This is a genomic window from Longimonas haloalkaliphila (assembly GCF_055379825.1).
Window position 1 is genome coordinate 1,762,149 of record NZ_AP043948.1, and the last position, 12,925, is coordinate 1,775,073.

Genomic DNA, 12,925 nt, shown 5'->3' on the forward strand with positions numbered 1-12,925 from the left:
TAAGACTACCGAAACCGGGGGGGAATGCGAAGTAGTCTGGAGGCTGGGGTGTCGTCAAAGGCGTTGCTTGCGAGGGCAACGGGGGGGACGTACCAGGATCGAACGTCTTGGTTGAACGACTCGGCTCCCGAGAACATGAATCCCATTTTGACCACGCTGTCAAGCTGCCAGCTCCGCAAGTTCTGGTTAAACGACGCTGTTTTACTGAACATCCGGGTCATATTCCTGACGTTCGATACGTCCCAGCTACTGATATCCTGGTTGAATGCTACAGCTTCTGCAAACATAGCGCGCATGTTGCGCACCGAAGAGACGTCCCAGTCCCCAATGCTTTGGTTAAACGACTCGGTGCCCGCAAACATAGCTGTCATCTGGGTCACTGAAGAGACGTCCCAGTCGCGAATGTCCTGGTTAAACGACGCTGCGTGCATGAACAGTCCCGACATATCTTCGACGCTGGAGACATCCCAGGTTCCGATGTCTTGATTAAAGGCATCAGCCTCTGCGAAGAGCGCACGCATGTTTGTGACATTTGACACGTCCCAGTTGCTAATATCCTGGTTAAACGACGCTGCATGCATGAACAGTCCCGACATGTCTTCTACATTGGAAACGTCCCATTCGCCTATATCGCCATTGAACGAGAAGGCGCGTGCAAACGAGGCCGACATGCTTTCGACGTTCGATACGTCCCAGTGCCCGATGTTGTCATTGAAGAACGCGGCGCCTGCAAACATGCGATCCATCGACGAGACGCGCGACAGGTTGGGGGCGTCGTCTGCGTCAGAGGTCAGATACACCGCTCCGGCGAAGGCGTCTTCCATGCTCAGCCATTCGACCGCCCCCCATTGTACGATCGTCTGTAGCTTGCGGGCATTCGCCGCATCCCCCTCGCCAAATGGAGGCACGGGGCTGGCGTTAAAGTGGATGCGCGGAAATACGCCCGTAATCACGACGGTATGTACGCCCGGCGTATCGTAGGTGTGCTCAGGCCGCGGATCAATGCCTCTGACCGACTCGGTCGTTCCGTCGCCCCAGTTGATCGTGAAGTCATATGCAGTGCTTGAGGCCGTCGGAATGAAAATGGATTCATCTGCCTCCGTAGTCACCCATGTGGTCACAAAGGCATCTTCGCTCTGTGCTACAGAAGAGGTGGCCCCGAGTGTAAATATAAGTGCGCAGAAAAGAATAAGTTTGTCCGTAAATGAGGTCGTCATAATGACCACTTGTGCTTTTTGGGAGTTATTTTGTAAACCAATGATACAAAACTACGCGCTTTGTGTCAAGCGTTGAGAGCGTCGCTTTTGGAGCGTAAGGGGTCCAGAAAAGGATGAGATTCAACTCCTGATTATTTAGTATGCGAGTGAGGTAATGCTTTGATATGTATAGCGATACCCCTTTTGGGGCGGATGGGAGGTATATATCCGGGCAATGAGCAGGGAGGTATATGTCTGAAATGATTTATTCCACGTCTCTAAACCGTCATTCTATTGCATCAAGGGAGATGAGATACGGGCAGCTTCTGTTTCCATTAACAACTTTACCGGTATAAATTACCCAATTGTGTTTGCCGGTTGTTAGCTAATCTACCGATATTGGGCTATGACCCCCGCTGTGTAAGAAGTGAATACAAGCAATTTGCAATTAGAGCAGAAATATACTACTTCAGGTAGAAAAGAGATAGGGGGTGGAGCGTGGCTAAGAGCCTGTTTGGGTTTTGGTTTGTAGGCGAGAGCGAGCGCCGCCGAAGCGAAAATTGGACCACGACGGAGGTTCGTAGCCGGGGCTACGGGCCGACATTGGGGGCAATTTGCAGTCCAGCGCCGCCGCTCGGAGCCCAAATTAAGAAATCAACACAGGTTCTAAGTGATAAAGCTATCGGGCACTGCGGCTTCGCCTTATTTGAACCACCGCCTCCTATATCCCGGATATTCCGCTGTGCTCCATCATCTTTAGTCGTGGGAGAATGTCAAGTGGCTATTCCTGTCAGGATCAGTCCCCCACGTAGCGCCCAGATATTAAACCACTGCCCCACGTAATCCAATCCGATCCAGACGGGCGCCACCCCCTTTGGCATGTCGCCTGCAGGAACGAACGTCCACGGTGTTAGGGTGGGCGATGCAAAACCAGCGCCACAAAGCTGCGCATGGGCTTCTGCAGCCGTAAGGCGCCGGTCGGTTTCGAGGTGACGTGTAGGAATACGGAGTAGGGGGGCTACCCAGCGATACCATGCGTATCTGCCATTCAGCGTAAGAGCGACGAAACGTCCGCCTGGACGCAACACGCGGTGTACACTCTGAATCACCGATGCAGGATCTATCATGTGCTCCAGCGCACCCACGCAGATCACGCGGTCGACGCTATCGCGGTCGATTGTAGAAAGGGTGCGTGCGTCATCCACCCGAAATGAGAGAGGGGTGTCGTAGGAAGCAGCACGGGCTGCGCGCTGTGCCGACGCTACCATGGCGGGCGATACGTCTACACCGATGCCTTTGCAGATGTCGGGAGCGAGCATGCGCAGGTGGTTCCCATCGCCACATCCCAGATCGAGTACGGTGTCGGACGAGGCAAAGCGTCCGTGCTGTCGGAGCAGCCGAACGCGGTATCGGAGCAGCGTATCGGTGGTACCATGCTGCTCGGTGTTATGCGGAGCAAACCGGTCGAAGAACGTGCGTACATCGGCGATGGACTCAACGGGCTTCGGATCGGGGGGCATAGCATTCGGGTGAAGTTAAAGGCCTGGGCAAACACAACCTGAAGGAAATGCAGATAGCACGCACCTACCTTGCGGGGAGACGCTGCGGCAAAAAACTTACGACGACGAGCGAAGTATCGGAAGCAGAGGGACGCGCCCATGGAATGTCCAGACGAAGTAGGGCAGAAACGAGGCGAGGAGTCCGGCAACCGCGATCCACACAGCATGAAGGGTCCAGTTAGGAAGCGGGAGGAACGGTAGTAAGATCGCTGTCATCATAAACACATACAGATAGCGGGCGGCCGGGGTGCGCGGCTCGGTGGCGGCTGGCGGATCGCCGAGATAGAGGCTCAGAGCAAACAGGTAGCGTAGCGCACCGGCCAGCATCAGCGCGACGAACATGCCCTGTTGTATAACAGCCAACAGGCAGAGCAGGAGCAGCGCAAACGCATCCACCTCTTTGTCAAAGAAGGCGCCGAACGCTGAGGCCTGACCGGTGTGGCGTGCGAGCCAGCCGTCGAGTCCATCAAACAGAAGAAGCAGTGTGGCACCTGCAGCAAGCAGCGGCTGCGCGGTTTCGGGCGACCACGGCCAGAGAGCCAGGGCCAGCAAGCCGATAAGTCGTATCGCGGTAGTTGTGTTGGCCGCGCCGAAGCGTCCGGCGGGTGTCCAGTAGGAGCGAAAGGCTACGATGAACCCGGTAAACGAAAGAGCCCCAGCCGCAACGACAGGAACCATCGACTGCAGAACAAGGCTTCCGGAAGCGCCTGCGAGAAGCAACACGGCGTGCAGCGCGGCAAAGCGCGTCAGGCGATCATTCAGGGTCGATCGGGCAGAGGGAGCCATGATCAGGCACGGGCGGCTGGGTGTGGTGAAATCTATTCGGACATGCACTAAGGTGTCGCATCCTGTAGGCCGAATGCAAGTGAGCAACGCAACAAGGTCGGCACGCTTGATACAGACCGGGCACGGCCTTATGTTAACGGATGTTGAAACACCCGGTACGGTGGCCTATCACTGCACGATGCGATTCATCTGTAGTCGATTCATCCATATATTGTCTGCAGGTAGACGGGTGCCTGTTCTTCCCCAGTCTTTGAACAATTCTACGTGACCCTTATGGCTTTTGTACACCCCCCAATCAACCCGAAAAACATTACGCCCAGGGCAGAAGGCACCGTCTATGAGGCACTACGCGACCAGCTCGACAACGACTATGAGATCATCTACTCGCAGGATTTTTCGTATCGTAACCACAACAATCATCGGCGTTTCGGAGAAGCCGATTTTGTTGTCTGGCATCCGCATCAGGGGCTGCTCGTGCTCGAAGTGAAAGGGGGGCGTGCGATTGAGAAGCAGCCCGATGGCACCTGGCGGTCGCAGCGTCATGACGACGGGACGTGGAATACGATCAGAGATCCGTTCGCGCAGGCTCAGTCGGCGATGCATGCGCTCAAAGATGAGCTAACGGAACGGATGAGAGAGGGCAAGATCGATGTTCCCCACGCGTTTGCCAGCGTGTTTCCGGATGCGGAGCTAAATGGAGAGATGCCAGTGGGGCATCCGCCTGAAACGTGTATAGACGCACGAGCCATGAAGCAGCTTAACAGCGCTGTGAAGGGGGCATTGCGAGCGGTGGCTACCCCGTTTGCAGAGCTCGACTCCAGGGCACAGCAGAAGCGCAAGGCCAACCTACAAACAGTGTGGAACGAGCTCACGCATACGTTTCGGATGATCCCCGCAGGCGATATTGAGGGGGCATCAACACGAAAAGCCACTATTGAGCAGGGACGCGAGCTCTACCACCAGCTCACCGAAGAGCAGGCAGCGCTCTACTACGAAACGCTCCAGTCAAATCCCCGCGTGCTGGTACGGGGGCCAGCGGGCACCGGAAAAACGCTACTCGCAGAGAATCGAGCAAAGCAGCTGGCCGGCGAAGGGAAGAAAACGCTCTTGCTCTGCTATAACCGTCTGCTGGCCCAACACCTGTCGGAGCAGACACGCGATATCGATAACCTCGATACCCGCTACTTCCACGAGATCATCGAAAAGAATATTATCCATACCAGCCGTCGCCGGATGCCCGCCCGACCCGATGACGCGTTCTGGGTTGAAGAAAGTTCAGATCTATTGCTCGAGATCATTGAAAACAGGGGGATTCAATACGACGCGTTGGTAGTTGACGAAGCGCAAGACATCTACTCGAACTGGTGGGATGCACTGCAATTCCTGCTTACCGAAGATCCCAATGTATATGTGTTTGCCGATATCCATCAGAACATCTATGGTCCGCAGTTGAGTGTAGACACTGCGTGGGATGACATGCCTCTCGTTCGCATTACCCGAAACTGCCGAGCAACGCAGCGTGTGGCCGAGTATGCAGCAACTATGCGTGGTGTAACGCCTCTGCACCACCATCCAAGTCTCAGTAAAGGAATAGACGTTAAAGAGCACACGTACAAAAACGCAGACGAGCAGGCCGAGATGTTGGATACGCTGGTGCGCGACCTGCGTGCCGATGGCTTTGAGGCCAACCAGATCATCTTGCTGGCGATGCACAGCAAGAAAAACACGGCGCTTGCAGATACAAAACGTCTGGGGGGATACGAGCTCAAGTCGTTTGATCTAAATGACCCGCCTACAAATCAAGAACTGTCATACAGTACGGCACAGCGCTTCAAAGGGCTGGATGCGCCGGTCGTGATTGTGTACGGGCTCGACGCAGATTGCGACTACGCCACGCATCTCAACTTTATGTATGTGGCCTGCACGCGAGCCCAAGATCGTCTTCATATCATGCATCAGGAAGACTGGACTCCGCCGGAGTCGCCTGAATCTGGTGGGGATGGGGCGCTGGCGTAGGAGCGCGATTCTACGAGATATGCGAGACTGGGGGCTCTACACTCCCCGCACATGCCCCTCGGGGCCCGCGTTTAGCACGGGCGTGTCCCCGATGTGCTCTTCGGTGTTCCAGCTTCCGTGGATGTGCCCGCACACCACCAGGCGCGGCGTGGCGCGTCGAATCGCATCGCGCAGGGCCGCGCTGCCGAGTGAGCGTCCGCGGGAGTCGCGGTCGACAGCGCCTTTCGGAGGGGAGTGTGAAACGAGCACCGCGTTGTCCGGACAATCAGCCAGCAGGGCCGTGGCCTGCTGTTCGGTAAAATCCCAACTCCATGCGCCGAAGGGCGTCACCGGAATGCCGCCGCCGATGCCATAGAACGGAACGCCCTGCAGCGTTACGCCGCTGCCATGAAGCACGTGGGCCGCCTCCCAGTTGGCACACGCTTCCTGTAGCTCCTTCACGCTTTCCGCATTGCCGGGCACGAGCACCGTGGGCGTGTCGATATCCGAAAGAATGTCGATGGTGCGGTTGAGCCCGCGTCGCATATCGCAGAAGTCGCCAGCGCCCACAACAATGTCTACCTCCGGCGCACGGGCTACGAGACGGCGGGCTGCGCTACGGTCGCTATGAATGTCGCTTACACAGAGCAGGTCGGGCATACGTCAGGAACGTCGTGAGAGGGATACGAAACGGGAGGTCGTGCACACAAGCTGTATCCAACAAACAACGCGCAGTTCGGGACCGGAGCGCCAGCTGTGTTTAGCTTGCCTGTTTCTTCGCAAAAGCAAAAAAAACTTCGTTTTAGCCGATTGAGCCATTGATTGACACAAATAGGTAAGGGATTGACACGCATAGACAAGCGGATGACACCAAAAAGCGGTATATAGAAGAGCCTTCTGTGCTCTACCGTCTGCGCCAGCGGATGAGTCGGGCCGATTGCTGTCCGTTTTATGATCCACGTGTGCTGACCCGATAATGATTAGTCGTTACTGCAACCGCTCCACCAGCTCCCGCTCTATTTATCTGCGCTTTTTTGCTGCTGCCACACTCGCGCTCTTTGTTCTCTTAGGAGGTGCTCTTGGTACAGCTGGTACGACCCATGCACAGACGGTCTACCACGTCACGGAGACCGGCGACGCGAGCAACGACGGCTCCTCGTTTTCCGACGGCGATGCGCTCTCCTTGCAAGGCGCGCTAAGCATGGCGACGGGAAGCGACGTTATCGTAATTGCCGCCGGGCGCTACGTGCCAACAAGCGATGCCTCCGACCGTGACGCGCGCTTTGAGATCACCGGCACCCAAGACGGCCTCAAGATCTATGGCGGATGGAGCGGCGATGAGTCGTTTTCAGATATCGACGATGTGGAGGATCAACGTTCCAATCGGGGGCAGGCAGAAAATCTCACGGTGCTGTCCGGAGACATCGAAGGTAACGACAACACCAACGCCCAGGGGATCACCGAAGAGGCCGACGACATCAACGGCGCAAATAGCAAAACGGTGGTGTACCTTGATGGTACGACGGGCGGGAATATCACAACCGATACCGTGCTCGACGGGCTCGTGATTACCGGAGGACAGGCCGATCGTGGTGGGGGTTTCGAAGATACAACCGGCGGTGGTGCATTTTGTAACGGCGGTTCTGGCGGAAACTGTAGTCCTGTGATATCTAACACCCGCTTCATCGGCAACACTGCTTCTGGTAATGGCGGCGCGATCTACAACCGTACGACAAGTGGGGGCACAAGCAGCCCTCAAATTATCAATTCGACCTTCACCGGTAACCGTGCGGGAGACCGCGGCGGGGCAATCAATAACTTTGGATTTAACGGCACGAGCAGCCCGCAGATCACGAATTCCACCTTCACGGGCAACAGTGCAGGGGTCCGCGGCGGGGCAATCAATAACTTTAAATTTGATGAGGGTGCAAGTAGTCCCACAGTAGTCAATAGTATTTTTTGGGACAATAGTGCAGATGACGATGACGATGACATTGAGATCTTCAACAACACCGGAGCCTCTGTAATGCTCAGTCACACGCTTATCAAGGGTGGATGCGGAAGTATTACAAATGCATCATGCGATGGTACCAACCTCGCCGCCGACCCGGACTTTGTGAATGTGAATGACCCATCGGGCAACGGGCTGCTTTTGCTGACTACCTCACCTGCACTGGATGCGGGAGACAACACGCCGTTCGAAACAGGCGGTATTGCCGAAGATATCGAAACCGACCTCTTGGGCGAGGCCCGTATCCAGAACGGGACGGTCAGCGTCGGAGCCTATGAGCGAGGGATCAACAACGAGGCTCAACTGCGCCTGGTGGCCCGCTCGGGCGTAGAAACCGGCACGTTTGAATTATCCAACACGGGCATTGGCGTGTTCGGCGCCGAGGTCGATCTGGGGAATCTGCCTCCCGGCGTCTCCGCCATAGACGACTCAGGCGATGGCGATGTGAACAACGATGGCGATACCTGGACGGTAGATGTCTTGGCGGGAGGCACTGCAACGGTACGCATCGACTATGAACGCGGCGCCTCCGCCGACCCGGGCCTGCTTAACCTGACTGCCGAGCTTAACACGAATAGCTACACCGTCGATGATGGCGGTGTCGACGGCACAGACCCGAGCGATGCCATCGTCGACTGGGCCCTGCTCGAAGCGCCGTACGGCTCCGGCACCGCCCTCGCCTTCGACGGCACCAATGACGGGGCCACAGCCGAAGCCCATCCTGACCTCTCCGGCAACGCGCCGTGGACGATCGCCTTCTGGGCGAAGGTCGATGGCAGCGCCTCGGGCGCAGACCGCCAGGGCTGGTACCTCTGGAAAGGCTCGGAATCGCAGTCGGAGAATCGCCTGCTCGGCATTGCGGTCACGGATCAATCCATTGAGGTCGCCCACTGGGGCAACGACAACACGTACGCCGCGGGCGTGGCGTTTGACACGTGGCAGCACGTGGCCGTGACCTACGACGGCGCCGGAACTGAGAAGGTCTACCTTGGCGGGGTCTTCCAAGATGAGCGCGATGTGGGCACGCTCACCGTCAACGACGGCGCGTGGTCCGTGGCGCAGCGGCCGGATGGCACCGACCGGCTTCAAGTAGAGCTCGACGAGCTGCGGATGTGGACGGAGGCGCGCAGCGAAGCCGACATTCAGGCGACGATGCACCAAACCCTCCCGGCGGATACGCCGGATCTGGTTGCGTCATATCGCTTCGATGCCGCGCAGACTGGTCAGCGCTTCGACGACAGTCACAGCGGCCTCACTGCGTACGATCTGACCGGCGGGCGGGATGCCGCATTTGAAGGCGCCCCGCAGTGGACCGCCAGCGGCGCACCGCTCGGGCAAGAAAGTGTGGTCATTAACGTAAACGGCACCGGTGCTGTGGGGCCAACGAATGCCGCACTCACTGTGACCACCACCGATGCCCCTGTGACGCTCTATCGCTATGGCGACGCCAGTGCCGAGGTCTTCGATGACGAGGAAATTCCACGCGGTCAGCGCAGCAACGCCGTATGGGGCGCGGTGCCGACCGGCATGTCCGACCTGGAGCTCACGTACGGCGACGTGACGGTACCGAATCCCAGCGCGGTGGGCCTCGTGGAACGCCCAGGTCCAACGCAGCCGTGGACCGCCCGCGCAGAAGCACCCTCGGGCGAGACGTTCACGCTCACGGGTCAGACGAGCGCCCGTGAGTTTGCGCTCTACGACAACGCCACCAGCATCCTGTATGTGGATGCCGCGGCCTCGGGCACTGGCACCGGCGCCTCATGGGACGATGCCTATCCCGACCTGGAAGATGCGCTGAGCGCAGCCGTCGGCGGCGACGTGATCGTCATTGCGGCAGGCACCTATACGCCCAGCGCCCGGCTCAATGCCAGCGCCCCCCGCACAGCTACGTTTGAGGTCACCGGCGAACAGGACGGCCTTCGGATCTACGGAGGTTGGAGCGGAAGCGAGACGTTTACCGACGTGTCGGAGGTGGACGCAGCGCTGGACAGTCGCGACCTGGTTGCCAACGAAACCATTCTCTCCGGCAACATCAACGGCGACGAAAGTGACGAATCGGGCAATGCGTACCATGTGATCGTCTTGAACGGTGGCGATGCGATTGGTGCAGATGTTGACGCAAACCTTACTCCCGACACGGTGCTGGATGGCGTCACCATCACCGGCGGAAACGCCGACGAAAACAACTTTCCCCGCGGTGCCGGAGGGGGGCTTTACTGCGACGCCCAGGGCAGTGGCAATGCATGCAGCCCATCGCTGACCGGACTCACCTTCGCCGGCAACTCTGCGGCTATCAGGGGCGGGGCGATCTACAACAATGGCCGCGATTCTGGCACGAGTAGCCCACAGATTGTCAACACGATATTCACGGGCAACTCCGCAGACTCCCAAGGCGGGGCGATCTACAACGGGGGCTTCAGTGGCACGAGCAGCCCGGTGGTTACAAACGCGACCTTCACGGGCAACTCCGCGGGGGAAGGTGGGGCGATCTACAGCAATGGCTTCAATGGCGGCGAGAGCAGCTCGGTGCTTACAAACGTGACCTTTACGGGCAACTCCGCAGACTCCCAAGGCGGGGCGATCTATAACGATGGTCGCTTCAGCGGCACGAGCAGCCCACAGATTACGAACACCATCCTGTGGGGGAATACCGCCGGCGACGATGGCAACGAGATCTACAACAGAGACGCCACGCCCATCCTCGCGCACACGCTCATAGAGGGCGGTCTCGCGAGCATCAGCGAAAATGATGGCTCGTCGACGACCGACGGCGGTAACAACCTCGACGCCGATCCGCTCTTTGTGGATGCTGATAATCCGGCTGGAGATGATGGCATCCTCGGCACCGCTGACGACGGCTTGCGCTTCGAACCGGGGAGCTCCGTGCTCAACGCTGGTGACAACAGCGCGATTCCAGCCGGTATCACCACGGACTTGATTGGGGAGGATCGGATTCAGGGCGGCACCGTCAGTCTCGGGGCCTACGAGCGCGGCAACTTCACCAAGGGTCCGCTTTTCTTTGTGGACGAAAGTGCCTCCGGCGGCGACGGATCCTCTTTTGAGGATGGACTTTCAGATCTGCAATACGCACTGGATGTCGCTACGGGGGGCGACGTGATTCTCATTGCGGCAGGTACCTACACGCCCAGCGCCCGGCTCGATGCCAGCGATGCCCGCACGGCTACGTTTGAAGTCGCCGGCGCGAAAGACGGACTGAAGATCTATGGCGGTTGGAGCGGCAGCGAGACGTTTACCGACGTGTCGGAGGTGGAAGCAGCGCTGGACAGTCGCGACCTATCAGCCAACGAAACCATCCTCTCCGGCAACATCAACGACGACGAAAGTGATGACTTGGGTAACGCCTACCATGTGGTTGTTCTCAATGGGGGTGCGAGCCGCATTGGTATCAATAGCGCCGCAAACATCACGACCGATACGGTGCTGGATGGCCTGACCATAACCGGCGGGAATGCAGACGGCAACTTTTCCGATAGTGTTGGAGGAGGACTTGTCTGCGACGGTGAGCGCAGCGGCAATGCATGCAGTCCGTTGCTAAACCGGCTTACCTTCACGGGCAACGCCGCAAATACCGGAGGGGCGATCTACAACAATGGCCGCGATGGCGGAGCGAGCAACCCAGTAATTGTAAATACGATCTTCATCAGGAACTCCGTAGACGGCCCAGCGGGCAGCGGTGGGGCCATCTACAACAGCGGCTTCGATGGTGGAGAGAGCAGTCCACAGGTTACGAATGCGACCTTCACGGGCAACACTGCGGGAGATCGGGGCGGGGCGATCTACAACGCTGCAGGTCGTGGGGGGATGAGCAATCCAGTAGTCACAAACACCATCTCGTGGGGCAATGCTGCCCCCGACGGCAACGAGATCTACAACAGAGAAGCCACGCCCACCCTCGCGCACACGCTCATTAAGGGCGGTTTGAACGGTTCGGGCGTTGGAGGCGATGCTATCACTGACGGCGGAAACAACCTCGACGCCGATCCGCTCTTTGCCGATGCCGACGCCGGCGATGTACGCCTCACCCCCGGCTCCCCCGCGATTGCGCGCGGCACGTTCGCCCCATTCGAATCCGGTGGCGTCGCGGAAGGCATCACCACTGACCTTGCAGGCGACAACCGCCTCTTCGGCGCTAAGCCCGACCTCGGCGCCTTCACGTTTAACGACATCGCAACCACAGACAACGACATCGCCGACGCTGCTGGGCTGCTCGGCTACCTGGAGCCGACCGGCTTCGAGGGACTCGTGCTGCTGCGCGAGAACAGCGCGGCCAATGGCGGGCTTGCGTTCGACCGCACGGGCGAGGCCCCCGATGATCCGAGCGGCGAGTTGCCTGATAACGTCGCGCCGTTTACGTGGACGGTCACCTCGGACCTCGACACCGCTCCCAGCTACGACCTCCTGCTCTCCACATCAGATATTGGTGGCATTAGTGATTTCGACGCGCTCACGCTCTACAAATCTGAAGATGGCGGGCAGACGTGGGATGCCGTCGATACGTTCAGCGGCGCGAGCCTGGTGCTGGATGAAGGCCGCGCCCTCGTGGCGGTGCAAGACCTCGTGGGCTTTAGCCAGTTCGCGATTGGAAGCAGCGACGCGGGCAACCCCCTCCCGGTCGAACTGGCGGGATTCGAAGCGCAGCGCTCCGGCCCCGAATCCGTCACCGTGCAGTGGCAGACCCTCTCCGAAACCGACAACGCCGGGTTTGAGGTGCAGCGCGCGGTGGGATCTGCCGATGGACCCGTGAATGGATCCGTGAATGGATCCGTAATGGAGACGCCCGGGTCGGACGTCTCTACCGGGGGAACGTGGGAAACGATCGCGCGCCTAAATGGCGCGGGCACCACCGACGCCCCCCAATCTTACCGCTTCGAAGATGCGCACCTGCCCTATGCAGCGGACAGCCTCTCGTATCGCCTGCGCCAGGTCGACACGGGCGGCACCGCGTCCTTCAGCGAGACGGTGACGATTGCGCGGCAGGTGACCCAGGCGGAGCTCTTGCCCACGTACCCGAACCCGGCACGCAGCCAGGCCACCGTGCGCTTTGCAGTGCCGGAGCGGCAGGCGGTGCGGATCGACCTGTACGACCTGTTAGGCCGCCGGGTGCAGACGGTGGTGAACGCCGATGCGGAGGGGCGCACGGAGCAGGTGCTTGACGTGAGCCGCCTGGCGAGCGGCACGTACTTCCTGCGCATGCAGACTACAGGCCACACCGAGACCCAGCGCGTCACCGTTGTGCGGTAGCAGCGTGCGGTAGCTTCGCCGGAACGAAGATGCCTCAACGGGACAAAGACGTCCCACTGGGGCGTCTGTACGTGTAGCTGGCAGGTACGGCTGGCTGGGACTTGCACGTTTGTGAT

At 58.9% G+C, this 12,925-nt stretch carries 6 protein-coding genes; 2 read left to right on the plus strand and 4 right to left on the minus strand.

Annotated features, from left to right (window positions below; translation table 11 throughout):
- Positions 1–5: 5 nt before the first annotated feature.
- The 3 genes from ACZ48V_RS07005 to ACZ48V_RS07015 form a co-directional block, all read right to left on the minus strand.
- On the minus strand, positions 6–1,217 hold the full coding sequence (locus tag ACZ48V_RS07005) for a BspA family leucine-rich repeat surface protein (protein WP_464542907.1): 1,212 nt from the start codon (positions 1,215–1,217) through the stop codon (positions 6–8).
- A 752-nt stretch (positions 1,218–1,969) separates the two neighbouring features.
- The gene (locus tag ACZ48V_RS07010; protein WP_464542909.1) at positions 1,970–2,716 is read right to left on the minus strand and encodes a class I SAM-dependent methyltransferase; all 747 of its coding nucleotides are present in this window, start codon (positions 2,714–2,716) and stop codon (positions 1,970–1,972) included.
- Between the two features lie 96 nt (positions 2,717–2,812).
- Entirely contained in the window at positions 2,813–3,541 is a 729-nt protein-coding gene (locus ACZ48V_RS07015) for a CDP-alcohol phosphatidyltransferase family protein (RefSeq protein ID WP_464542911.1), read from the minus strand.
- A 273-nt stretch (positions 3,542–3,814) separates the two neighbouring features.
- On the opposite strand from ACZ48V_RS07015, the gene ACZ48V_RS07020 reads away from it, so the two are divergent.
- A complete protein-coding gene (locus ACZ48V_RS07020) occupies positions 3,815–5,557 on the plus strand; it encodes a nuclease-related domain-containing DEAD/DEAH box helicase (protein ID WP_464542913.1) in 1,743 nt (580 codons plus the stop codon).
- Between the two features lie 36 nt (positions 5,558–5,593).
- Here ACZ48V_RS07020 and ACZ48V_RS07025 read toward each other — a convergent pair whose 3' ends face one another.
- Positions 5,594–6,196 (minus strand): metallophosphoesterase family protein, encoded by a 603-nt coding sequence (locus tag ACZ48V_RS07025; protein ID WP_464542915.1) that lies wholly within the window; start codon positions 6,194–6,196, stop codon positions 5,594–5,596.
- Between the two features lie 316 nt (positions 6,197–6,512).
- Between ACZ48V_RS07025 and ACZ48V_RS07030 the strand changes: the two genes are divergently transcribed.
- The gene (locus tag ACZ48V_RS07030; protein ID WP_464542917.1) at positions 6,513–12,809 is read left to right on the plus strand and encodes a T9SS type A sorting domain-containing protein; all 6,297 of its coding nucleotides are present in this window, start codon (positions 6,513–6,515) and stop codon (positions 12,807–12,809) included.
- Positions 12,810–12,925 lie beyond the last annotated feature (116 nt).